Annotated in this window: 18 protein-coding genes; 8 read left to right on the top strand and 10 right to left on the bottom strand. The window is 63.1% G+C overall.

Annotated features, from left to right (window positions below; genetic code table 11):
- The first annotated feature begins 95 nt into the window (after positions 1-95).
- Positions 96-854: an AraC family transcriptional regulator gene (locus tag GW587_RS20565; RefSeq protein ID WP_166106468.1), complete on the top strand. Its 759-nt coding sequence runs from the start codon at positions 96-98 to the stop codon at positions 852-854.
- On the opposite strand, the gene GW587_RS20560 is transcribed toward GW587_RS20565, so the two are convergent.
- From GW587_RS20560 to GW587_RS20540, 5 genes are read right to left on the bottom strand one after another with little or no spacing between them, the layout of a single operon-like run.
- Positions 851-2,347, bottom strand: a complete 1,497-nt coding sequence (locus tag GW587_RS20560; RefSeq protein ID WP_166106467.1) for a sensor domain-containing diguanylate cyclase — start codon at positions 2,345-2,347, stop codon at positions 851-853. The two genes, GW587_RS20565 and GW587_RS20560, sit on opposite strands and share 4 nt — an antisense overlap.
- Positions 2,348-2,404: 57 nt before the next feature.
- Positions 2,405-4,762, bottom strand: a complete 2,358-nt coding sequence (locus GW587_RS20555) for a beta-galactosidase (protein ID WP_166106466.1) — start codon at positions 4,760-4,762, stop codon at positions 2,405-2,407.
- Positions 4,762-6,033 carry a DUF2264 domain-containing protein gene (locus tag GW587_RS20550; protein WP_166106465.1) on the bottom strand — a complete coding sequence of 424 codons (1,272 nt, stop codon included), beginning with the start codon at positions 6,031-6,033 and terminating at the stop codon, positions 4,762-4,764. The genes GW587_RS20555 and GW587_RS20550 overlap by 1 nt, the downstream gene beginning before the upstream one ends.
- 14 nt (positions 6,034-6,047) lie before the next feature.
- Positions 6,048-7,178, bottom strand: a complete 1,131-nt coding sequence (locus tag GW587_RS20545) for a glycoside hydrolase family 88/105 protein (protein ID WP_207393579.1) — start codon at positions 7,176-7,178, stop codon at positions 6,048-6,050.
- Between the two features lie 3 nt (positions 7,179-7,181).
- Positions 7,182-10,073, bottom strand: coding sequence for a TonB-dependent receptor (locus GW587_RS20540; RefSeq protein WP_166106464.1), 2,892 nt, complete (start codon positions 10,071-10,073; stop codon positions 7,182-7,184).
- Positions 10,074-10,442: 369 nt separating this feature from the next.
- Between GW587_RS20540 and GW587_RS20535 the strand changes: the two genes are divergently transcribed.
- Positions 10,443-12,779, top strand: a complete 2,337-nt coding sequence (locus tag GW587_RS20535) for a glycoside hydrolase family 31 protein (RefSeq protein WP_166106463.1) — start codon at positions 10,443-10,445, stop codon at positions 12,777-12,779.
- A 74-nt stretch (positions 12,780-12,853) separates the two neighbouring features.
- On the opposite strand, the gene GW587_RS20530 is transcribed toward GW587_RS20535, so the two are convergent.
- From GW587_RS20530 to GW587_RS20515, 4 genes are read right to left on the bottom strand one after another with little or no spacing between them, the layout of a single operon-like run.
- The gene (locus tag GW587_RS20530) at positions 12,854-13,510 is read right to left on the bottom strand and encodes a hypothetical protein (RefSeq protein WP_166106462.1); all 657 of its coding nucleotides are present in this window, start codon (positions 13,508-13,510) and stop codon (positions 12,854-12,856) included.
- Positions 13,507-14,559: a DUF2515 family protein gene (locus GW587_RS20525; RefSeq protein WP_207393578.1), complete on the bottom strand. Its 1,053-nt coding sequence runs from the start codon at positions 14,557-14,559 to the stop codon at positions 13,507-13,509. Before GW587_RS20525 ends, GW587_RS20530 begins: the two co-directional genes overlap by 4 nt.
- A gap of 12 nt (positions 14,560-14,571) precedes the next feature.
- Positions 14,572-14,913 (bottom strand): hypothetical protein, encoded by a 342-nt coding sequence (locus GW587_RS20520; RefSeq protein WP_166106461.1) that lies wholly within the window; start codon positions 14,911-14,913, stop codon positions 14,572-14,574.
- A complete protein-coding gene (locus tag GW587_RS20515; RefSeq protein WP_166106460.1) occupies positions 14,862-15,128 on the bottom strand; it encodes a PAAR domain-containing protein in 267 nt (88 codons plus the stop codon). Before GW587_RS20515 ends, GW587_RS20520 begins: the two co-directional genes overlap by 52 nt.
- A 217-nt stretch (positions 15,129-15,345) precedes the next feature.
- Between GW587_RS20515 and GW587_RS20510 the strand changes: the two genes are divergently transcribed.
- The 6 genes from GW587_RS20510 to GW587_RS20485 are packed head-to-tail and all read left to right on the top strand — an operon-like array spanning position 15,346 to position 20,873.
- Positions 15,346-15,921 (top strand): TerD family protein, encoded by a 576-nt coding sequence (locus tag GW587_RS20510; protein WP_166106459.1) that lies wholly within the window; start codon positions 15,346-15,348, stop codon positions 15,919-15,921.
- A gap of 14 nt (positions 15,922-15,935) precedes the next feature.
- The gene (locus tag GW587_RS20505; RefSeq protein WP_166106458.1) at positions 15,936-16,952 is read left to right on the top strand and encodes an ATP-grasp domain-containing protein; all 1,017 of its coding nucleotides are present in this window, start codon (positions 15,936-15,938) and stop codon (positions 16,950-16,952) included.
- Positions 16,952-18,133 (top strand): phosphoribosyltransferase family protein, encoded by a 1,182-nt coding sequence (locus tag GW587_RS20500; RefSeq protein ID WP_166106457.1) that lies wholly within the window; start codon positions 16,952-16,954, stop codon positions 18,131-18,133. The genes GW587_RS20505 and GW587_RS20500 overlap by 1 nt, the downstream gene beginning before the upstream one ends.
- Positions 18,111-18,863 carry an HAD family hydrolase gene (locus GW587_RS20495; protein ID WP_166106456.1) on the top strand — a complete coding sequence of 251 codons (753 nt, stop codon included), beginning with the start codon at positions 18,111-18,113 and terminating at the stop codon, positions 18,861-18,863. The genes GW587_RS20500 and GW587_RS20495 overlap by 23 nt, the downstream gene beginning before the upstream one ends.
- Positions 18,860-19,960 carry a cysteine protease StiP family protein gene (locus tag GW587_RS20490; RefSeq protein ID WP_166106455.1) on the top strand — a complete coding sequence of 367 codons (1,101 nt, stop codon included), beginning with the start codon at positions 18,860-18,862 and terminating at the stop codon, positions 19,958-19,960. Before GW587_RS20495 ends, GW587_RS20490 begins: the two co-directional genes overlap by 4 nt.
- The gene (locus GW587_RS20485) at positions 19,953-20,873 is read left to right on the top strand and encodes an HpcH/HpaI aldolase/citrate lyase family protein (protein ID WP_166106454.1); all 921 of its coding nucleotides are present in this window, start codon (positions 19,953-19,955) and stop codon (positions 20,871-20,873) included. Before GW587_RS20490 ends, GW587_RS20485 begins: the two co-directional genes overlap by 8 nt.
- Positions 20,874-20,999: 126 nt before the next feature.
- On the opposite strand, the gene GW587_RS20480 is transcribed toward GW587_RS20485, so the two are convergent.
- On the bottom strand, positions 21,000-22,025 hold the full coding sequence (locus tag GW587_RS20480) for a phospholipase D family protein (protein ID WP_166106453.1): 1,026 nt from the start codon (positions 22,023-22,025) through the stop codon (positions 21,000-21,002).
- Between the last annotated feature and the right edge of the window lie 755 nt (positions 22,026-22,780).

The raw sequence follows: 22,780 nt of genomic DNA, 5'->3' as shown, positions 1-22,780 counted from the left end.
TCTTAGGCTTCCCGGGCGCCGCTGTCTTGCACCGTCTGCGCACGATGAATGACGAAATCTGCACAACCGCAAAAAACCTCGCTACAATCGGCGGCATGGAAACCGACTCCCCGCACGACGACGCGCGCCGCGCCCTGGGCGCCGGCATCGCCGATCCTTTCTTCGCCGAGGCGCTGTTCGACGCGCTGCCGGACGTGGTGTTTTTCGTCAAGGATGAGCAGGCGCGCTACGTGGTGGTGAACCAGACGCTGGTGCAGCGCTGCGGCCAGCGGCACAAGTCGGCGCTGATCGGGCGCACCCCGGCCGAGGTTTTCGCCCATCCGTTCGGCCAGACCTACATGGCGCAGGACATGGCGGTGCTGGCCGGCGACAGCGACATCGAGGACCAGCTGGAGCTGCACCTGTATCCCAACCGCGACCCGGGCTGGTGCCTGACGCGCAAGACCGCGCTGCGCGACGCGCACGGCCGCATCGTCGGCCTGACCGGCGTCTCGCGCGACCTGGCGATGGCGGACAAGAAGAACCCGGCCTACCGCAAGGTGGCGGCGGCGGTGACGCTGATTCATGAGCAGTACGGCCAGCCGCTGCATCTGCCGGACCTGGCGCGCACCGCGAATATGTCGGTGGCGCAGATCGAGCGCTACTTCCTGCGCATCTTCCACCTGACACCGCGCCAGATGATCATCCAGACCCGCGTCGACGCCGCCTCGCGCATGCTGGCCGGCGACGCCAGCGTGGCGGAGATCGCGCAAGCCTGCGGCTACGGCGACCACTCCGCCTTCACCCGCCAGTTCAAGGCCACCACCGGGCTCACGCCCAGCCAGTACCGCCAGCTGTCGACCGGCCGGCCTTAGGCCGACTGCTGGGTGGCGCGGCGTTCGATATCGGCCACTTCGACCCGGTTGCGGCCCAGCTGCTTGGCGCGATACAGCGCCGCGTCGGCCGCCTTGAGGAAGGCGACCACGGAATCGTGCTCGCCCGGGACCACCATCGCCACCCCGACGCTCACCGTCAGCACGCCGACGGGGGAGGTGAGATGCGGCGTCTTCATCGCCTCGATGGCGCGGCAAATATTGGATGCGGTGGCCAAAGCCTGTTCCTCGCTGCCCGCTTGCGCGATCAGTGCGAACTCCTCGCCGCCGTAGCGCGCCACGAAATCGCCGCTGCGGCGGATGCGCGCGGTCAGCTCGCACGCCACCGCGCGCAGCACGTCGTCGCCGGCCTGGTGGCCGTAGTGGTCGTTGTATTGCTTGAACAGGTCGACGTCCAGCATCGCCAGCATCAGCGCCTGCTTGCCGCGGCGGGCGCGGCTCCATTCGGTCGCCAGCGTTTCGTCGAAGCGGCGCCGGTTGGCGATGCCGGTCAGGCCGTCGGTGGCGCTGATCGCCGCCAGCCGGTCGTTCGATTGTTCCAGCTCGCGGGTGCGGTCGCGCACGCGGCTTTCCAGTTCCCGTTCGCGCGCCTGCAATTCGCTCAGCAGCACCGCGAAGCCGATGCCGACGATGCACAGCGTCAGGATGAACTCCTGCGCGCGCACCACCTCCAGGTGCGCCGCCACCTCGCCGAAGGGTTTGAGGCCGGTGCTCATCATCATCGCCGTGGCCAGCGAGATCAGCGCCACGAACAGCGTGGTCAGACGCGTGCCGAAGCGGAAGGCGATCACCGCCACCGCCGGCAGCAACAGCGTCGGCGTGACGGAGACGCCGTCGATCTCGCCGCCGTGGGCCGACAGGATGGCGGTCGCCAGCAATAGCGTCAGCACCAGCGCCATGTCGTCCCAGCGGGTCAGGCGCACGCGCTGGTGCTGGCGCTGGGTGAAGGCCAGCAGCAGCGGCGTGTAGATCAATAATCCGAGACCGTCGCCGAACCACCACACCCGCGCCAGCGTGAGGTAGGACGTGGTGGCGCCGCCGAACTGCTGCAGCACCACCGCCGCCAGCAGGCCGGCCAGCATCGCGCCGAACAACGGTCCGGCGAGGATGAACTTGACCAGGTCCTGCACCCGCTGCAGCCGGAACGAGGCGCCGCTGCGCCGCATCAGGTAATAGGTGAAGAAGATCTCCAGCAGATTGACGACGCTCAGCAGCACCGCCTCGTACCAGGGGAAGGGCACCAGGTTGGCCAGCACGTCGGAACTGAAGGTGAGGCAGGCCAGCAAGGGCGCGCGCTGGCCGCGAAAGCGCAGCAGCGCCGCCAGCAGCACCGCGTTGGGCAGCCAGACCACCACCGAATTTTCCGGCGTGACGGCGCAGAAGAAAGTGAGTTTGACGCTGGCGAAGTGAAACAGGGGAAGCAGCAGGCAAAACAACCAGTTCGGTCGTTCCCAGAATTTGTGGCGTTTTATCATTGACAGATGATTCCCGACAACCCGGGGCCTGTCAATCCCCGGGTATCGGCGGTTCACCTATCCATTGGTCAGGCTTTCACCTACATAAACGCGGTAATGGCGGATGCGGCCGGTGACGCCCTCCGCGCCCTGGCGCGGCGTGTAGCGCATGCCGGCCACGATCGCGGGCTTGCCCAGGTCGATGATCAGGCGATGCGGGTGGGCCGGATGCGGCGCCTTGCCGCTGTAAGCCGTGTGCCAATGGTCGGTGTTCTGGCCATTGATGGCATTGAGCGCGGAGCCGTCCTCCTTGGTGGCTTCCTCGCTGCTGGCGTAGGCGATGGTCCAGTTGGACTGGTTCAGCGGCTTGCCGTCGACCCCGAGCAAGGCCAGTTCGGCCACGGCGGCGTAGCCTTTGCCGTCGAAGGCGTCCAGCGATTCGAGGCAGAACTGGCGGCCGCTGGCTGGCTGGGCGAACAGCACATCCTGCGTCGCCGCGCCGCGCGCGAACTCGCCTTCGTGCACCGGCTTGACGCCGTCCAGCCGCGGCTTGACCTTGCTCGGCGGGCGAGGCAGATCGCGGTCGGGACGCAGCCGGTCCAGGATCGGCATCTTCAGGCCGGCGATGCGCGCGCTTTGCGGCCCGGTCAGGTCCAGCACCACCACCTCGTTGCGTCCGCGCTTGATCCATGGGCCGGGCAGGTACATGGTCTGCGTCGGGCCGATGCTCCAGTAGCGCCCCAGGCAGCGGCCGTTGACCCAGACGATGCCCTGGCCCCAGCCCGACATGTCGAGGAAGGTGTCGCCGGTTTGCGCCGCGTCGAAGCCGCCGCGCCAGAAGGCCGGGCCGGCGCTGCGGCCGGTCTTCCATGTCAGCGCCGGAAGCACGCCGTCGGCGTCGAAGTCGATGGCGCGGATTTCCCAGTTTTCCAGCGGTTTCCCGCCCAGCAGCACCGGGCCGTGCAGGCCCTTGCGGTCGTGGATCTCGACGCCGAAGTTGACGCGGGCGATGGTGTACAACAGGATCTCCAGCGTCGCCGGCTGGTCGCGCGCCGGCAGGTCGACGCTGAAGCGGCGGTGGCGCGTGTCCATCGTACCGACCTGCTTGCCGTCGAGGTGGACCCAGGCCAGGTCGCGCACCTTGGCCGCCTCCAGCGTGGCGGCCGGGCCGGCGGGCAGCGTGACGCGGTACGACACCAGGCCACGGCTGATATCGTACTGTTCGATCGGCTGCGGCGAGACGGCCTTGATGACGGCATTGGGCGCCATCGCCGCCATCGCCGCGAGCACCGGCGACGATTCCTTGAACGCGAACGGCGCGATGGCGATCAGCGCGTTCTGCGGCGGCGCGGCGGGCAGCGTTTCGCCGGTCATCAAATGCGGCTTGATGCCGTCGCGGTAGGCCTGGAACTTCTCGCCGGTCCATCCAGCCTCGCTGATCGGGGCGTCGTAGTCGTAGCTGCTGGTGTCGGGGCGGAAGGGGCGGTCGCAGCCGCCCCACAGACCGAAGGTGGTGCCGCCGTGCGCCATGTACAGGCTGAACGAGCCGTTCGCCTTCAGCATGGTCTGGATGTCGGCGACGGCGCCGTTGGCCGAGCCGCGACGGTGCGGCGCGCCCCAGGTGTCGAACCAGCCGGAGTAGTATTCGCCGCACATGCGCGGCCCCTTCTGCACCTTGTCCAGTTCCTTGAAGCCGGCCGCCGGATCGCTGCCGAAGTTGACCACGTCGAACAGGCCGTCGATGTGCGACTTGACCACGGCGTTGGTCGGGTTGCACTGGAATAGCGGCACGTCGAAGCCGGCGCCGAGCAGCATGGCGCGCATCTCGCGCATGTAGTCGAGGTCTTCGCCGAAGAAGCCGTATTCGTTCTCGACCTGCACCATCAGTATCGGGCCGCCTTTTGTGATTTGCTGCGCCCCGAGCACGCGGCCCACTTCGGCCATCCAGCGCCGCGCCGGCTGCACGAAGCTGGCCTCGCGCGTGCGCAGGAAGGCGTCGCCGGGACTTTTCAGCAGCCACCATGGCAGGCCGCCCATTTCCCATTCGGCGCAGGCGTAGGGACCGGGACGCAGGATCACCCACAAGCCCTCCTGCTGCGCCAGGCGGCAGAATTCGGCGGCGTCGCGCTGCCCGCGCCAGTCGTATTTACCTTCGCGCCATTCGTGGTAGTTCCAGAACAGGTAGGCGCAGACGGTGTTCAGGCCCATCGCCTTGATGGCTTTCAGCCGATGGGTCCAGTATTCGCGCGGGACGCGGGCGAAGTGCATTTCGCCGCAGCGGATTTGCAAGCGCTGGCCGTCGAGCAGGAAGTCGTTGTCGCCGATGGCGAAGCGCGGCGTGGCCGCGGAGGCTGCGCCCGCAGGCAGCAGCATGCCGCCCATCGCCGCGCCGGCGCCGCGCAGCACGCGGCGCCGTGATTCCAGGGGTTTGCTCATTAATAGTCCACCGGGTAGTCTTTGGGGAATTTGGCGCCTGCGAAGGCTTTCTTCTGCGTCCAGTCCTGCGCCGGCGCGGTCCAGTAGCTGTCGGTCGGCGCGAGGCCCAGCGGCAGCAGGCTGGCCGAGGCGATGTACATGCTGCCGTTGTTGGAGTACCAGTCGCCCAGCTCCGGATGATGGCCGACGAAGCCGATGGTCAGGTAGCCGTCCTTGGTGAAATTGCTCGGCTCCGTCCACACCGCCCGGTGCACCGCTTGCAGCGCGGCGCGCACCTGGCCCTCGGGCAGGCTGGCCGGCAGCTGCTTGCGCAAGGCCAGCAAGGCCAGCGGCTGGAACGCGGCGGTGCGATAGGTCAGCGAGCGGCCGATCGGCGCAAAGGTGCCGTCCGTGCCGATGAAACGCTCCAGGTGCTCGCCATAGCGCTGCATGCGCTTGACCGCCTGCGCCCGCAGTTCGCTCGGCTTGCCCTTCCAGAATTCGCCCTTGCGCTCATCGAGCACGTCGAGGATTTCGACCAGCATCGGATGCATGACGAAGGCGTTGTAGTAGTCGAAGTGGAAGGCGTCGCCGTCCTTGTACCAGCCGTCGCCGACATACCATTCGTTGAGCTTGCGGATCGCGACGTTCATGCGCAGCGGATCGAACTCCTCGCCGATCGACATCAGCCAGGCCTCGTTCATCGCGGCGAACAGCATCCAGTTGATGTACGGCGGTTCAATGCGGCGCAGCGACTTGATCTCGGCGATGATGCGTTGCTTGGTCCTGGCGTCCAGCGGCTCCCACAGCGCTTTCGGCGCGCGCATCAGCGCGTTGGTGTAGTAGGCCGAATCGACCAGCGTCTGGCCCGGCGCCTTCCATTGCAGGTAGTCCGGACTGGCCGGATCGACCGAGTTGGTATAGCTTTGCAGCGCCAGTTGATGCAGACGCTTGCGGGTGGCGCCTTCCGGCGTGCCGTCGTCGGCCAGGGCCAGCCACGGCGCGATGCCGGCGATCAGGCGGCCGAAGCATTCCAGATACGCGACGTTCTTGTCGCGGCCATCCCAGGTCGGGCTGACTTCCAGCGCGAAGTTCTTCTTCAGCGTGCCGGCCGCCATGTTGACCAGCACCGGTTCGGACATCTTCTGCGCCAGCGCCGCCAGCTCGGCGCGGCCGTTGCCGGCCGGCCCGGTCTTGGCGGCGGCCGTCGCCGCGGCGGCGCCTTGCGCCGCCAGCATGCCGCCGGCGGCCGATCCGGCCACCATCGCCTGGATGAAATTACGTCGTTCCATTGAGTCTCCGTTGTTTATTGACGCAGCAGGCGCACCAGCTCCGACGACGCCAACAGGTAGGCGCCGACGCCGAACGCCGTGGTCGAGTTCTGATCCACCACCTGGCCAGGGATCGCGCGGTCGCCGATCGGCTGCACGTAGCCGATCTTGCCGTCCGCTTGCAGCGCGGTCTTGCTCAGGTAGTGCCAGCCCTTGCGCACCGTCGGCAGGTACTCGTCGCGATCGAGCACGCCGTTGTTGATGCCCCACAGGTAGCCGTAGACGAAGAAAGCGGTGCCGCTGGTCTCCGGTCCCGGCGCGTGCTGCGGATCGAGCAGGCTGCGGGTCCAGTAGCCGTCGGCCGATTGCGCTTTCTTCAGCGTCTGCGCCATGCCCTTGAACTTGGCCACGTATTCGGCGCGGTAGGGATCGTCCTTCGGCAGATCCTTCAGCACCTTGGCCAGGCCGGCGAACACCCAGCCGTCGCCGCGCGACCAGAAGTCCTTCTTGCCGTTGACGCTCTGGTGCTTGGGATAGACGTAGCGCGCGTCGCGGTAATACAGCTGCTCGGCGTCGTCGAACATGATGCTGTTCGAGTACTGGAAATATTCGTGCAGCTTGTCCAGGTACAGGCGGTTTCCGGTGATGTTGTACATCTTGGTCATCACCGGCATCACCATGTACAAGCCATCCGACCACCACCAGTAATCCTTGTTGGCGGTGCTCATCTGGTATTCCATCACCTCGCGGGCGCGGGCGATCTTTTGCGGATCCTTATCCAGCTGATACAGGTCGGCGTAGGTCTGGAAGCAGATCTGCCAGTCGCCGAACATTACATGGTCGTCGGTCTCGCCGTACTGGTACTTCCATGTGGACTTGTCGGTGGCCTTGGCGCCTTGCCACTGATTGTGCCTGGCCCAGTCCTCCGAGTACTTGCGGTAGGCGGCGTTGCCGGTGATCTGGTAAGCCTCCATATTCCCGGTGTGGTAGGCGGCGATATCCCAGAACGCCCATTTCTGCGGGGCTTCGCGCTGCTGCCAGTAGCCGTTGACCTTGTTGATGATGCCGACCACCTCCTGCTCGGACGTGTCGACTGCCGGCTGCAGCGTGCTGCAGCCGGCCAAACCCAGCGCCAGGGCGCCGGTCGCAAAGAGTCGTTTCATCATGGATTACAGTTTTCCCCGGATGCCGAATTTGATCGTGCGACCATCATACTTGGCATAGTCCATGCGCGTCTTCTTGCCGCTGCCGTACTGGCCGCTGGCGTCCTCGAAGTAATCCTGCGCCAGCGTGTTGCTCAGGTTGAGCGCATCGATGCGGAACTCGAGGCTGTCGCTGATCTTGTAGCTGATGTTGGCGTCGAGGTAGCCGCGTCCCGCGCGCCAGCGGATCAGGTCATCGCCCAGGTTGCGCGGGTTATCCGGGTGCAGCGACTTGTCCTTGTAGTTGTAGGACATGCGCAACGCCAGCGGCCCCTGCTCGAAGTAGATGGTGGCGCTGTAGGCATACTTCGGCACCGAGTTGACATCGATGACCTTGCCCGCGTTGGTGATCCACGCCGCGCTGTTGAAGGGGCTGATGTGGGTGTAGCTGCCCAGCGCACCCAAGCCATTGAACGGCGCCGGCAGGAAGCTGAAGGCCTGTTGGTAAGCCAGCTCGTAGCCTTTCAGCGTCTGTTCGCCGGCGTTGGTGTAGGTGCGCAGCGTCATCGCCAGGTTCGGATCGACGTGGCCGTTCGCATCCTGGAACAACGGGCCGAGCGCGGTGTCCGGCAAGCCGAGCGAGGAGAACGGCACCACCTGGGTGTTGGCGACGGTGGCGTCGGTCAGCTTTTTCTGGAACACGGCGGCCGACAGCAGGCTGCCCGGCTGGAAGTACCATTCCAGGCTGGTGTCCAGGTTCTTCGACTGCTGCGGACGCAGGTTCGGATTGCCCGACGTGGCCGAGTTGTCGAACTGGTTCGGGATCACCGTCTGCGCCGCGATGATCGACAGCGAGGCGCGGGTGATGGTCTTGCCCCACGAGGCGCGCCACATCAGGTTGTCGGTCAGGTCCAGCGCGCCGCTGACGGCCGGCAGCAGATTGTTGTACGAGCCTTGCTCATGGTTCGGCGAGTACACCAGGCTGGTGCCCTTCTGCTTGAAGTTGTCGATCTTGGTCTCGGTGTCGGAGAAGCGCACGCCGGCGTTGAAGCGCAGCTCGTGGCCGCCGACCGATCCCTTGAAGTCCGACTGCACGAAGGCGGTCTTCACATCCTCTTCCGCCTCGAAGCTTTGCGACGGCGTGAACGCCGACGCCGGGTTGTAAGTGTTCGGATCGAACTGCGAGTAGAAGTAGTTGCTGTTCCACGTCGCCCAGCTGTGCGGCCAGCCGGCGCCGAAGTCCAGGTTATCGATCGGCAGCTGGCTGGTCATCGCGCTGCGCAAGCCGGCCGCGCCGATGCTGTTCAACTTGGCCGTCGCCAGCGAGGTGCCGTTGCGCTTGTTGACGCCCTTGATGGTGGCGACGTAGGTCAGGCCGGTCTTCAGGTGGCCGGTCCATTCGCCGGGCAGATCGTAGTCCCAGTCGGCCATCACGCGCGCCTGCTTGCCCTTGTCGGTTTCCTTGGTCCAGCCGGTGCCGATGGTGAAGCCGGACCAGTTGTTCGGATCGGTGTAGCTGGTCGGCGACGACAGCGACGGGTAGACGTGGTCGTCGCCGTAGCCGATGGTCGACGTGGCGCCGTAGATGTAGCCGGACAGCTGGCCGGTGGCGCTGGTGGCGGTGCTCTGATTCAGGCTGGCCTGGCCGGACAGCGTCAGTTTCGGGCTGGCTTTCCAGCTGGCGTTCAGTGCGCCGTAGCCGAACTTGGTTTCGTCCTCGGTGTATGCCGCGCCGGCGTTGTAGGTGGTGTTGGCGAAGGTGCCGGTCAGCAGGTTGGTGGTCGGGTCGATCTGCACGTTGACCGGAATCAGGCCGTTGTGGCCGGTGGCGCCCTCCGCCAGATTGCGGTTGGTGGTGCTGGTGCTGCGGATCAGGATGCCGAACAGCTGCTCCTTGCGGGTGTTCTCCAGCTTGGAGTACATGGTGTCGAAACTGACGTTCAGCGTCGGCGTCTTCCACTGCACGGACGAGACCAGGCCGTCACGCGTACGCTCGTTTTCCGAACCGTAGAAGCGGTAGATGCGCGGCAGGAAGGCCTTGGCGATCTGGTCGCGGGTGTAGCCGCCCAGGTTGGCGCGCGGATCGTCGAAGTCCAGCGTGTAGGCGAAGTTGCCTTTGACCGGGCTCTGGCTGCCGTTGAAGGAGCTGTTGTAGCCGCCGGTGGCCTCGAAGCCGGAGCGGGTGTTGATGCTGCCAGAATGCGACACGCCGACCAGGAAGCCCAGATTGTCCCAGGTGTTGGAGAACAGCGCGAAGCCGTTCGGGTCGTTGTGCTTGGAGCTGGTGTTGTAGGTGTCGGTCAGGCCGTAGCGGATGGTGCGCTTCGGATTGTCGAACGGACGCGGGGTCTGTAGATCGACCACGCCACCGAGGCCGCCCTCGGTCAGCTCGGCCAGCGGCGATTTGTAGAAGTCGACGCGGCCGAACAGTTCGGACGCGAACACGTCGTAGTTGAAGCCGCGCGCGGCCGAGCCGATGGTGGCGGTCGAGGTGGTGTTGACCGGCGCGCCGTTCAGCGTGGTGACCGAGTACTCGGTCGGCAGGCCGCGGATCGAGATGCGCTGGCCTTCGCCGGACGATTCGTCGCGGTTCAGGATCACGCCCGGCACGCGCTGCAGCGATTCGGCCACGTTCGCCTCGGGGAATTTGCCGATGTCCTCGGCGACGATGGAGTCGCGCACGCCGATGGCCTGCTGCTTCAGGTTCAGCGCTTTTTGCAGGCTGGAGCGGAAGCCGGTCACGGTCACGGTGTTTTCCGGCGAGGCCAGCGCCTGCGCCGCGATGTCGGCGTCGGCGGCGGCCGGGGCGGTGGTCGGGGCGGCCGGCAGTTGCGCCGGCGCTTCCTGGGCCAGCGCCGCTTGGTTGTACATCGCCGCCAATGCTAGCGGTACCATTGTCTCCAGTATTTTCTTTTTCATATCGTCCTCAGTCTCATTCGGGATCTCTGAGTAGTCTCCTCAGTACGGTCAGACTAAGCATTTACTAGGCACCCGGCAACCGGGCCGAATTCGACGCCGTCTGGCGGCCGTTTTTGCCCGCCGCACTGTGAAAACGCGCAAAAACCAGTCTTGACCAGGGCGCAAAAATGGTCGAAACAATCAAATTACTGATTATTTACTAGCGTGGTATTCCCACTTCGTATAGGCGAACGCAAATTTTCTATACGAAGTTGTGGAAAAAAACCTACGCCAGCAGAAAATCGTTTTCCAACTTGGTGATTTTCATAATTGCCTGTAAACCGGAGAAGGAGGAAACTTGGCGCCCCGACACTCTGCGGCAGATGCTTAATGAAATCACTTTCACTCGTGGCCATCGCGGCTGCCCTGGCCTCGGCCTCGCTGGCGCAGGCCGCGCCGCTGGTCACCCTGGACCGCAACGGCGCCTGGGTCTCGATCCAGGCCTACGGCCCGAACATCGTCCACGTCAGCATCGCCGCCGACAAGGCGGAGGCGCTCAAGGCGCCCGGCTACGGCATCATCGCCGAGCATGCGGACGCCAGCGCCTTCAAGCACAGCGCCGGCGCCGACGGCGACACGTTCGCCTCGGCCGGGATGACGCTGCACGTCGATCCGGCGCCGGCGCCGCGCGTGCCGACCATGGGACAGAAATACTTCGCGCCGTCGCTGGCGCCGGTCGGCCTGCAGGTCAAGAACGCCAAGGGCGAGACGGTGCTGCGCATGAACGGCTGGGAGATGTCGCCGCAGACCGTCAACACCGAGAAGACCTACCAGGTCGGCGCCAGCTTCGCCGCGCCGGCCGACGAGCATTACTATGGCATGGGCCAGAACCAGGAATCGCTCGGCCCGCTGGACCTGCGCGGCCGCACCATCGACTGCGCCCACTGGTACGACGCGCCGGCCGGCGAGACGGTGTGCGTGCCGTTCATGGTCAGCTCCAAGTCGTACGGCATCGTCTGGGACAACGCCTCGGCCACGCGCTTTGTCGCCGGCATCAATGGCCGCACCATGTTCCAGTCCAAGGTGGGGGAGCGGGTCAGCTTCTTCGTCATCACCGGCGACAAGCCGGACGCGCTGTACTCGGGCTATGCGCGGCTGACCGGCAAGACGCCGATCCCGCCGAAGGCCGCCTTCGGCCTGATCCAGTCCAAGGCGCGCTACGACAGCCAGGAATCGCTGCTGACGGTGGCCAAGACCTACCGCGAGAAGAAGTACCCGCTCGACGTCATGGTGCTGGACTGGTTCTACTGGACCCGCATGGGCCAGATGGACATCAACCCGGCCGAGTTCCCGGATCCGGACGGCATGAACAAGCAGCTGCACGACATGGGCATGCAGTCGATCATCTCGATCTGGCCGCGCTTTGAGACGGCGGGGCGCTACTTCAACGAGCTCGATACCAAGGGCTATCTGCTGAAGGACAAGGAGGGCAAGAGCGTCGACGGCCTGCCGTTCCGCTCCGACCGCACCGGCGGTTTGATCGACCCGACCAATCCGGCCGCGCGCGCGTGGTTCTGGGAAAAGGCGCGCGACAACATCCTGTCGCACGGCTTCGACTATCCGTGGCTGGACGAGACCGAGCCGGATCTGGTGCCGGACGGCTTCTTCTACTCGATCGGCTCGGGCGACCGCTATCACAACCTGTTCCCGCTGATGCACGTCGAAGGCGTGGCGCAGAACCTGCGCGCCTGGAAGCCGAGCAAGCGGGTGCTGATCCTGTCGCGCGCGGCGTATCTGGGATCGCAGCGCACCGGCGCGTTGTTCTGGTCGTCGGACATCCAGCCGACGTGGGAAGCGCTGACGCGCCAGGTGCCGTCCGGCTTGAACATGACCGCGTCCGGCATCGCCTACTGGGGCAACGACATCGGCGGCTGGCAGAAGCTGTCGCCGACCACGCAGGCGACCAAAGCGCCGTTGCTCGATCCTTCCGACGCGCGCGACGTGGTCGGCCAGTATCACGACTATCCCGAGCTGTTCACGCGCTGGTTCCAGTACGGGACCTTCCTGCCGACGCTGCGCGTGCACGGCGACCGCAAAGGCGCCGAGCTGTGGGCCTTCGGCCGCGCGGCGGAAACCATCCTGGCCGATTACGACCGTCTGCGTTATCGTTTGATTCCGTATCTGTATTCGAGCGCCAAGGGCACCTACGACACCGGCGCGCCGTTCATGCGTCCGTTGTGGATGGACTTCGGCGGCGATGCCAACGTCGCCAACATCGGCAACCAATACATGTTCGGCCCGGCCTTCCTGGTGGCGCCGGTGACGGAGCAGGGCCAGACGCAGAAGGATGTCTACCTGCCGGCCGGCGCGGACTGGTACAACTACTGGACCAACGAGAAGTTCAGCGGCGGCCAGTGGATCAAGGTCGCGGCGCCGATCCAGCAGATACCGGTGTTCGTCAAGGCCGGCTCGATCGTGCCGGTGGGCGCGGATGTGCAGTCGACGGTGGGCAAGCAAGCGATCGCCGCGATTCACGTCTACCCGGGCAAGGACGGCGAGTTCGCGCTGTACGACGACGACGGGTCGAGCTACGACTACGAAAAAGGCAAAGGCGCGACCACCACCACGCTGCGCTGGGACGACGCCAAGCAAACCCTGAGCGCCAGCGGCGGCGACAAGGCGCTGGCCGGATCGGCGGCGAAGCTGGTCAAGGTGATCGGCAAGTAAGAATGGAAAGGCCAGCGTGAAGCTGGCCTTTTTTTTGACGGTGTTGAACTCTACGGACGCGTTACCTAATGTGATTATTTTCGAGACTCAAAGGCATTTCTTTTCCTAATTTCCGATTTAATATCTGCGCTGATTCCGATATCTATAAGGTAGCGATCCAGACCAATTGTGCTATCGCAACTGTCGGCGCACCAGAGACGAAATGTCATCTCATATTTTTCCGGAACAACAAGCATTGCTGTCTTCATGAAGTTATTGCTTCCGTTTCGAACGTGTTCGCGTAATTGTTTGCGCCCTTGTGAAGTGAGGTCAAACCACTGTGTGTTGAGTTCCGGTTGCCACCCGCCGGCTTGGAACTGGTGCTGCAATATTTCAAGCGTCGTCATAGCCTGATCGAACGTCACTTTCTTTAACATGGGTGAAGTAGAAATGTCATCGACCTTTTGGTCCATGTATCCAATCGCTGCGAATGTCGTCGCCGGCAGAGTGAAACCATGTATGGGATCATTAAATTTAATGACGACAGCAGGCTCTTGGACCCAAGTCGCGCCTGATCCATTTGGATGGTTCGGGATGTTCGAAGAGGCGATGACCGGGAAGGTCGATGAACGTACCACCTCATCGAAAGTCTGCCCAATTCGCACAGACAGGATAGCTGATGCCGGAATTCGAATATAGCTCCATGCCACAAATCCTAGTAACGCGGCTATGGCGATATAACGACTATTCATTTCAGCCCGCCGTCTAGCGCGATTCGCTGAATCGATGCTTCCAAGGCTTCGCGATTATCGCTGTTTAACATCGCATTAAAGCGAGCCGCTGCCGCGTACACAAAAGCCATACGTTGGTCCTGATGGTACAGCTTGGCTGTTTTGTTCTTTGAAAACCAGATGTTGTACGAATCATTTTTTGCTCGACACTCCGAGGAAAGTGTTAGTTCGATCTCTGCGGCTGCGCCATTGGGAAAGCCGGTCGCCCAAGAAAATTGATTGGCGTCGAGGGCGCGGCGCATCGCGACGTCGTTATAGATCGCCGCCTGTAGTATGTTAATTTGCTCATGGTAAGCCAATCTTTCCACGCTTTTTGCAATCTGATTTGTGTCGATCAGATTGAAAGCGTTGACGATCACGTTAAAGGGCTTGCCAAATTCAAGCTTATTCTTCATAACAGGCCATAAGACCTGCTGGGTAATTGCGATGCGCTCCGGAAGGCAATTTGCCAGGTGTTCGGCTCCACGCAGCATGTAGAAGCGGTGCAGTGGATAGATGTCGAGGAACAGTGTCGTATTTCCCAGCGCGAGTTGTTGGAACATGTATGCCGAGCTTCCGCTGATCCCGCTTGGCATGATGTCGATGGCCGCGCCATCGCTGCTGTTCAGGATGTCGGTCCGAGCGTGGTTTTGCCGCATCTCATCTTGCGCCTTCTCGATATTGCCGGCCGCATGCAGCAGGCCGCAGCCGACTTGTTTGGAGGCGAACGCGGCCAAGCCGGCCCACTGGAAACGTTTGTCCGCCAGCCATAGCTGGGCGTAGGCTTTGTTGATCTGGCGATTGCGCTGGATGGGGTCCGCGATCAGTTTGCCGCCTGATGTGATCCACGCCTCCGCCTCCTTCTGCACCCGCAGCCAGACACTCGCGCAGCTCAGTATCGGCACGTCGATCGCTTTGCACGGCTTGCCGCCGACGGTCGCGTTGTGCACGCCGCACTCGGCGACCGGCATTGTGTTGCGGTGCAGTGGAACGGGATCTTGCTGGTGCTCGGTGAAGACTTCATTCGGCATGGTCAGCCTCCGCTAATCAATGATGCGCCATGCGGTCAGGCGCGTGCGGTCGGCCGCGTCGATCGCCTGGGTATAGCCATCCGCATCGGTCATTCCTTCGATCACGCGCTCGGGCAGTTCCAGCCGATAGCGCTTCGATGCAATCGGCGCTTGGGTGAATTCATCCACGAAGCGGAGCGCGACTTGATCGACTTGCTCGGTTATTGCCGCCGCCTGGGCTTGCTCGCGCGCGGCGGAAGCTACGCTGACGGCTGCGGCCTCGCCATGTGCTGCGGCCACACCACCGCCTACCACCTGGCATTTCAGGCTTTGATTGCCACCAGCCGTGGCGGCGACGGGCACGCGCAGACGCACAAGTCGTCCTGCAACGCGACCTGCTTGCCGTCCCAACTCTCCGGAATGCGCGGGCCGAAGATCTTGATGACGCCTTTGGAACGACAGGCGGGACAGACAATGGAGTCGCCCTCGACCGCGACTTTCACGCCATTAATCGAGCAGCAACTGCTGGCCGTGATGACGATTCCACCGGCCGTGGTCTTGGCGCCTATGGTGATGTGGTAGCGTTTCATGAGATTCCCGCTGAGGGCAGAAAGTCTCAACGTTAGCGGGGCGGTTCGCGCTGTGCCTTGTGACGGCACAATAAATGCAAGAGTTGTGACAGCTCGCGCTACCCGCCGCAGCCGGATAGCGTATTCTTGTTAACTCATTCATATCGAATTAAGCGTGTCTTAATTCCAATGGGGATACTGTTGCCCCGAGACATTAACGACCACAAGGAGCGAGAACATGGCAATCAGTTTGCAAAAAGGCGGCAACGTCAACCTGAGCAAAGAGGCCCCGGGCCTGAAAAAAATCGTCATCGGCCTGGGCTGGGACCCGCGTTCCAGCGACGGCGCGGCTTTCGATCTGGACGGCAGCGCCTTCCTGCTCAAGACTGACGGCAAAGTCCGCAGCGATAGCGATTTTATCTTCTATAACAACCTCAAATCGGTCGAGGGCTCGGTGGTCCACGCCGGCGACAACCGCGACGGCCAAGGCGACGGCGACGACGAGAAACTGACCGTCGACCTGGCCGCCGTGCCGGCCGCCGTCGAGCGTCTGGCGGTCAGCGTCACCATCCACGAAGCCGACGCCCGCCGCCAGAATTTCGGCATGGTCGCGAAAGCCTACATCCGCTGCGTCAACGCCGACAACAACATGGAAATCGCCCGCTTCGATCTGTCGGAAGACGGTTCCACCGAAACCGCGATGATTTTCGGCGAAGTCTATCGCGCCGGCGCCGAGTGGAAGTTCCGCGCCATCGGCCAGGGCTTCAAGGGCGGCCTCGGTCCGCTCGCGCGCTCGTTCGGCGTCGACGCTTAATCGTAAGGATGTCCATGCGCGTCTGGTTCAACCGAACTTTCTCCTCCGTCTACACGGCCATGCGCTTGATCCGTGAAGCGGACCAGGCGCACCGCTATCACCTGATCTACACCAGCACCTCGCCGGTCCCGGCGGGGCGCGCGGCGCATCAGTTCGAGCTGGAGCCGATCGGCGTGAAAGGCGAAGACTACGTCGCCTGGTGCCTCGACTTCTGCCGCCGGCATGACGTCGGGATTTTAGTGCCCGGCAAAGAGGCGCGCCTGATCAGCGCCGCGCGCCAGCGCTTCGCCGACATCGGCACGCGCGTGCTGTCGGTGGCGCCGGCCGAGTCGCTGCAACTGTTGCACGACAAGGCGCGCTTCTATGCCACCGTCGATTGCGCCGCCGCGCCGCCGCCGCATTCGATCGCGGTCAACAACGTGGCGCAGTTCGACGCGGCCTACGCCGAGCTGCGTGCGCTGTATCCGCAGCTTTGCATCAAGCCGTCCGAGTCGGTGTATGGCCTGGGCTTCAGCGTCATCGACGAACAGCGCAGCTGCGCCGAGCTGCTGCTGGCCGGCGCGCAGTACACCATCGGCCTGGCCGATCTGCGCGGCGGGCTGGCGCGGCTGCCGGAGTTCCGCACCATGCTGGTGATGGAGTATCTGGAGGGGCACGAGTACAGCGTCGACTGCGTCGGCGAGAACGGCCGTCTGGTCTGCGCGGTGCCGAGGAAGAAGCCGCTGGCGGCCGGCGTCGGCCAGACCATCGACCTGAATCCGCGGATCCTGGAGGCCAGTGCGGCGCTGGCCCGGGCCTATGGACTGAACGGCGTGTTCAACGTGCAGTTCCGCGAAACCGGCGGCGTGGTGCGGCTGCTGGAAATTAATCCGCGCATGTCGGGCGGGATCGGCATGGCTTGCATGGCCGGTCCGAATCTGCCTTACATCGCGCTGGCCGGTTTCGATCGTGGCTTCGGACACATCGAGATCCCGGCCATTCGCGAGGGCATGCGCGTGGCCGAAGTCTCCAATGCGGTCGAGGTATTTTGATGGAACTGCTCGCGGAACGCGACGAGCTGCGCGAGGTGCTACTGCCGACCGGCCGGCTGACGGTCAGGGCGCAACCTGGGCGCTACACGCTTGATGCGCTGGTGGGCTTCGCCGCGCGCGCCAACGCCAAGCGCGGCTTCCTGTTCGTCAGCAAGGTGCTGGGCAAGCACTGGCCGGTGCGCCCGAGCGTGATGCGCGAGCTGCACGTGTCGCTGGCGCGCGATCTGCCGGCGGAGCTGCCCGGCCCCGTGGTGTTTATCGCCATGGCGGAAACGGCGGTGGGACTCGGCCAGGGCGTGTTCGAAGCCTGGCTCGATGCGGACGCTGAACGCGAGGCGGTGTTTCTGCATACGACGCGTTACCGCGTCGGCGACGGCGCGCTGATCGAGTTCGAAGAAGCGCACAGTCACGCGCCGCGCCAGTTCCTGCACATGCCGGAGGATCCGGCGATCGCAGAGCGTTTCGCGCGCGCGCGCTCCATCGTGCTGATCGACGACGAGGCCAGCACCGGCAATACCTTCGTCAACCTGGCGGCGGCCTGCCGCTCGGTCAATCCGGCGATCCATCACGTGCACCTGGTGACGATCACCAATTTCATGGGCCAGGAGGGCAGCGAGCGCCTGATGGGCCGCTTCGGCGTACCGGCCAGCCATAGCGCGGCGCTGAACGGCGAGTTCGCGTTCGAGGCCGGCCAATTGAAAGCCGGCGAGTCGCCGGCGCAGCGCTATGATGGCGCGGCGGATCGCGGCGCCAGCCCCGCCTTCGGACGCCTGGGCGTCGCCGCGCCCTTGCCGCTGCCGCGCGCGCTGGCGGCGGAGCTGGCGTCAGCCATCGCGCCGGGCGAGCGTGTGCTGGTGCTGGGCACCGGAGAGTTCATGCATCCGGCCTTCCTGCTCGGCCGCGCGCTGGAGGCGCACGGCGCGGACGTGGCGGTGCAGTCGACCACCCGTTCCCCGATCCTGGAATGGGGCGCGGTGACCTGCGCGCTGACCTTCCCGGACAACTACGGCGAAGGCATCGCCAACTTCGTCTACAACGTCGCGCCGGGCCAGTACGATCATGTCTTTGTCTGCCACGAGACGCCGCCCACCGCCGCGCTGTATGCGCTGGCGGACAAGGTGCGGGGTCGATTGTTTCACTATCAGCCGGAGAATCTCGTTGAAGAAATACCTGTTCGTTGACCTTGACGATACCCTGTTCAGCTCTCTCGCCAAATGCGGCAGCGACGCTGAACTGCGGCCGGCCGCCTATCTGAAGGACCGTTCGGCGATTTCCTTCACGACCGCCAAACAGCGCGCGTTCTTCGGCATGATGGATCAATCGATGACGCTGATCCCGGCCACGGCGCGCAACCGCGACGCGTTCAGCCGGGTCGACCTGCCGTTCAGCGGCTACAAGATCCTCAACTACGGCGGCCTGATTCTGCAGCCGGACGGCGAGCCGGATGCCTGGTGGATGGAACACATGCGTGCCGAAATGGCGGCGGCGCTGCCCGGCCTGCAGCAGGCGATGGCGCTGATCGACGGCTACGCCGACAGCGTCGGCCTGAAGACGCGCGCGCGCCTGATCGAGGATTGCGGCCTGCCGTTCTACGTGGTCGCCAAGGATCCGGACAAGATCGGCGACCGCCTGGCGCCGTTCGACAGCGAGGTGCTGGCGCCGTGGGTCGCCGATGCCGGCAGTGGCTACTACATCCACCGCAACGGCAACAACCTGGCGCTGCTGCCGAACGCCTTGAACAAGGCGCGCGCGGTGGAATACCTGACGCGCAAACTGCGCGAGCAGCACGGCGAGATTCTGACCATGGGCATGGGCGACAGCCGCTCCGACGCGCGCTTTATGGCCGCCTGCGACTACGCCATCGTCCCGAACGGCACCCAGTTGGCGGCGCTGACGGTGGGCGCCTTATGACGCAGCTACCGCACTTCTCGGGCAGCTACCGCGCGGACGATGTGCGGATCCTGCTCAAGCGCCTGCCGCTGCAGCAGTTCGTCAGCGTCGAGGACAAGGAAGTTCTGATCCAGTCGAAGCAGAAGCACTACAGCGAAATGCTGTCGCCGGAATCGCTGCCGTCGGCGCGCTACCTGCAAATCTTCGAAGACGCCTGCGCCGCCAACCTGCAGCAGATGGCGCGCGACTGCCTGCTGCTGGCCGGCCTGATCGCCGCCCGTCGCGACGGCGACATCACGCTGGTGTCGCTGGCGCGCGCCGGCACCCCGGTCGGCGTGATCCTCAAGCGACTGCTGGACCAGGTGTTCGGCCGCCGCGTCAGCCACTACTCGGTGTCGATCATCCGCGACCGCGGCATCGACGAAGCGGCGCTGCGCTTCATCCTCGACAGCGGTCACGCACCGGAATCGATCGTCTTCGTCGACGGCTGGACCGGCAAGGGCGTGATCTCGCGCGAGCTGACGCACTGGATTGGCAAATACAACGCGGAGCACGGCGTCCGCATCGACCCCGGCCTGCACGTGCTGGCCGACCTGGCCGGCACCGCCGCCTGCGCCAGCTCCTCGGCCGACTACCTGATCCCGTCGAGCATTCTGAACGCCACCGTGTCCGGCTTGATCAGCCGCTCGATCCTGAACGACGCCATTGGTGCGGGGGATTTCCACGGATGCGTCTACTATGAAGCGTTCGCCCCGCACGACCGCTCGCGCCAGTTCGCCGACCAGGTGGTGCAAGCCGCGCTGGCGATCGGCAGCGACGGCATGCCGCCGCCGGTGGCGCAGGATGCGCAGGCCTCGGCCCGCGTCTCGCGCGACTGCATGGCGCAGCTGCTGGCCGCTCACGGCATCAGCGATGCGAATCTGGTCAAGCCCGGTATCGGCGAAGCCACGCGGGTGCTGTTGCGCCGCGTGGCACGGCTGCTGATCCTGCGCGACGCCGATGCGCCGGACGTGCGTCACCTCAAGTTGCTGGCACAGGAAAAACAGGTGCCGGTTGTGATCGACCCAGATCTGCCTTACCAGGCGGTGTCGCTGATTAGGAGTGCGTTGGATGGTTAACAAGCCGCTGGGCGCATCGCTGTATGTGCCGACCACCCACAAGGATCTGCTGGAGATCGCCAACGGCGAGAAGATGCCGAAACTGCGCTCGGTGATTTTCTGCACCGAGGACGCGGTCGCTGATCGCGAGCTCAGTTACGCGCTGTTCAACCTGTCGATGATGTTGGAGAACATGGACGCGGTCGGCGTGCTGGATCGCTTCGTCCGCGTGCGCAATCCGGAAGTACTGGAGCGGGTGCTGGCGATGAAGGGCGCGGAGAACCTGACCGGCTTCGTCATCCCCAAGGCCACCAGCGCCAATTTCGACAGCTATTTCAGGCTGGTGAAAAATACCGGCCACCTGCTGATGCCGACGCTGGAAACCGCCGAAGTGTTCGATGATCTCGAGATGGCGCGCTTCCGCGACGTGCTGCGCGCGCCGGGCGTGGTAGGGCGCATCCTGGCGCTGCGCATCGGCGGCAACGACTTGCTGGCGCTGCTGGGCATACGCCGTCCGCGCACGATGACGATCTACCGCACGCCGCTGGGGCAGGTGATCGCGCGGCTGGTGACCACCTTCGCGCCGTATGGCTTCCGCCTGACCGCGCCGGTGTTCGAGCATCTGGACAACGACGCGCTGCTGGACGCCGAAGTGCTGGAGGATCTGGCGCACGGCCTGGTCGGCAAGACCGCGATCCACCCGGACCAGCTGGCGCTGATCGAGAGCCACTACCGGGTGCAGCCGATCGACGTGGCGGTGGCTGAGAAGATCATGGACCAGGACAGCCCGGCGGTCTTCAAGATGGGCAATTCGATGTGCGAAGTCGCCACCCACCGCGCCTGGGCGCAAACGGTGATCCAGCAAGCCAACTACTTCGGCACCTACCCCAACAACAATTTCCCTGTCTATAACCCGATAGCGGACCCGAACTAGCACCGGCCTTACTACGATGCCGGAATGTTTGAGGCGTTCACTTAATCTTTAGGTCATGTAGAAACTCAAACAGGGAATCAGGTCGAGTCGGTCTACCAGACCTGTTCCTCACCTCGGCTACGCTAATTACGCCGTGGCTAAGCGTTTCCATTCGGCGACAAAAGCCTTGAAATTGGGGAATGTCCGATTTAGAGACCATGCCTTACCACTCGAATCGGGGAAAAATTCGGGAAATTTTCCGCTAACGAGGAGTTCCTTAAGTGCCGCTTTTTGTTTTTGCTTAAGTGTGAACGGTGGTGAACCTATGCCACGCGCACCTTCCCACTGTATTGCGAGTTTTGTGTAGCCATATTCACGATCTTCTGCTCCGTTCGGAACAATCGCTTGAATGTACATCCACTGCGCCTCCATCTTCAGCGGAGCTGGTTCATCGATCCACGCTTTCCACATCAGCACCCAGTGGCCACTTAATATTTTATCTTTTGACAAAAATGGGAGGTTCGCCTTTATCAGTTCGTCTGGATTGAATACTTCTGAATTAAACTTGGCCGGATGTTGTTTGCGAAGCGCCTGTTCGTTGTACTTCAATTTCTCGTTGGTATAGAACGCGCAATAGAAGTCGGTGTCAGTTACCGGGTTGTACTCTTCCAAAGTTCGAGTCCGTGAGGATGCGGGGGCGCCGAATCCCACTTCGCGTGCCTTTGCGTTGATCTCGATAAGTCGGGAAAGTTGCTGTTCTTTTTTTATTTGTGAGTCATATTGTTGGACGGCTCGACCTTTCAAATCTGCGTAAAATTTTCGTAAAAATTTCAACTGAGCAGGGTCTTGGATTAGGTAACCGGCTTCAATCAACGCGTGACCGGACAAACCATTGGCTGTTAAGTTGAAACTACCCATCGCAGCCGAAGTCTCGCCCAAATAAATCTTTGCATGCAGTTCGTCGAGAAAATGTACATTTTTCCAGCCAAGGCACTGTACCAACTCTTTTATCGCGTCTGCGGAGCTTCCTGCTGTTGGCGATACAATGATTTCGTCGAGAGTATTCTCATCTACAAAGCTCTTCCAATCGGCGCCGACATAGGCCACGGCGATGTGTTTCGATCGAACTGCGTGTAAAGCTTTTTTGATCTGAGTGTCATTTATCAAATTCATCGTATCTCCGTTTTTTGGGGTCAATTTGTACGAGGGTATCTTCGTGGTTATATCACGTCGTTCGGTAGCATATATAGCTTCTGCCTCTTGTCAGGGCTTGCTTGCACCGTGCGCGCAGTCGAGCAGAATGTGGCGAGCTTGGCAAGCAGATTTGCCGTTGGGCGATCCGCAGGGCGCCGGGGTTTGCGGTAGTATTGTTGTTCTAAAAAAGGGCGAATACTCAGCCGCCGCCATCTACGAGAAGATCCAGCTCATCGCGCCGTTAGAGGATCAAGTTATCGCAGAAATGAGGGACTTTGATTGAATAAGCATCTCTACCAGCGCAACGCGATTGGCCGCATACACGCACATCCCCTTGGATGCTGACGCTAGTTATCGGTCAGGCGGCTCATTCTTGAACTTGGCTTGGTGCTTTCGCCGTCCACTCATGTCCCCGATTGTCGGCCCGCCCAGCTGATTCTGATGGGCGGCAATCGCTTTCAAGCTCGTGCATTTGCGCAGGTTCTCCAAGTGGCCCATCATCCTGGAGAATTCGACAGAGACTAGTTCCCGAGCCTTATGGCCCTTGTCGAGGAGGACGACTAGATGATTATAAATTCTGCGGGCAAACGAACTCTCGTCGTCAAAAATAGCAGATGGCCCCGTCCCTTGATCTAGTTAGGGATTTGCTGCAATGTGTAGCGCCTTTGTGCGACACCAGCGACTAGACCGACAACAAAAAAGCCGCTGAACCTTTCGGATCAGCGGCTTTCGGA

The organism is Duganella aceris (genome assembly GCF_011090165.1).
Classification (GTDB): Bacteria; Pseudomonadota; Gammaproteobacteria; order Burkholderiales; family Burkholderiaceae_D; genus Rugamonas; species Rugamonas aceris.
The sequence above is the reverse complement of the archived record's forward strand: the minus strand, read 5'-3'. Positions and strand labels throughout refer to the sequence as shown.

Excerpts from the sequence above, each read along its gene's own strand:
- GW587_RS20565 (WP_166106468.1), top strand. The coding sequence starts at position 96 with ATGGAAACCGACTCCCCGCACGACGACGCGCGCCGCGCCCTGGGCGCC.
- GW587_RS20560 (WP_166106467.1), bottom strand. The coding sequence starts at position 2,347 with ATGATAAAACGCCACAAATTCTGGGAACGACCGAACTGGTTGTTTTGC.
- GW587_RS20555 (WP_166106466.1), bottom strand. The coding sequence starts at position 4,762 with ATGAGCAAACCCCTGGAATCACGGCGCCGCGTGCTGCGCGGCGCCGGC.
- GW587_RS20550 (WP_166106465.1), bottom strand. The coding sequence starts at position 6,033 with ATGGAACGACGTAATTTCATCCAGGCGATGGTGGCCGGATCGGCCGCC.
- GW587_RS20545 (WP_207393579.1), bottom strand. The coding sequence starts at position 7,178 with ATGATGAAACGACTCTTTGCGACCGGCGCCCTGGCGCTGGGTTTGGCC.
- GW587_RS20540 (WP_166106464.1), bottom strand. The coding sequence starts at position 10,073 with ATGAAAAAGAAAATACTGGAGACAATGGTACCGCTAGCATTGGCGGCG.
- GW587_RS20535 (WP_166106463.1), top strand. The coding sequence starts at position 10,443 with ATGAAATCACTTTCACTCGTGGCCATCGCGGCTGCCCTGGCCTCGGCC.
- GW587_RS20530 (WP_166106462.1), bottom strand. The coding sequence starts at position 13,510 with ATGAATAGTCGTTATATCGCCATAGCCGCGTTACTAGGATTTGTGGCA.
- GW587_RS20525 (WP_207393578.1), bottom strand. The coding sequence starts at position 14,559 with ATGCCGAATGAAGTCTTCACCGAGCACCAGCAAGATCCCGTTCCACTG.
- GW587_RS20515 (WP_166106460.1), bottom strand. The coding sequence starts at position 15,128 with ATGAAACGCTACCACATCACCATAGGCGCCAAGACCACGGCCGGTGGA.
- GW587_RS20510 (WP_166106459.1), top strand. The coding sequence starts at position 15,346 with ATGGCAATCAGTTTGCAAAAAGGCGGCAACGTCAACCTGAGCAAAGAG.
- GW587_RS20505 (WP_166106458.1), top strand. The coding sequence starts at position 15,936 with ATGCGCGTCTGGTTCAACCGAACTTTCTCCTCCGTCTACACGGCCATG.
- GW587_RS20500 (WP_166106457.1), top strand. The coding sequence starts at position 16,952 with ATGGAACTGCTCGCGGAACGCGACGAGCTGCGCGAGGTGCTACTGCCG.
- GW587_RS20490 (WP_166106455.1), top strand. The coding sequence starts at position 18,860 with ATGACGCAGCTACCGCACTTCTCGGGCAGCTACCGCGCGGACGATGTG.
- GW587_RS20485 (WP_166106454.1), top strand. The coding sequence starts at position 19,953 with ATGGTTAACAAGCCGCTGGGCGCATCGCTGTATGTGCCGACCACCCAC.
- GW587_RS20480 (WP_166106453.1), bottom strand. The coding sequence starts at position 22,025 with ATGAATTTGATAAATGACACTCAGATCAAAAAAGCTTTACACGCAGTT.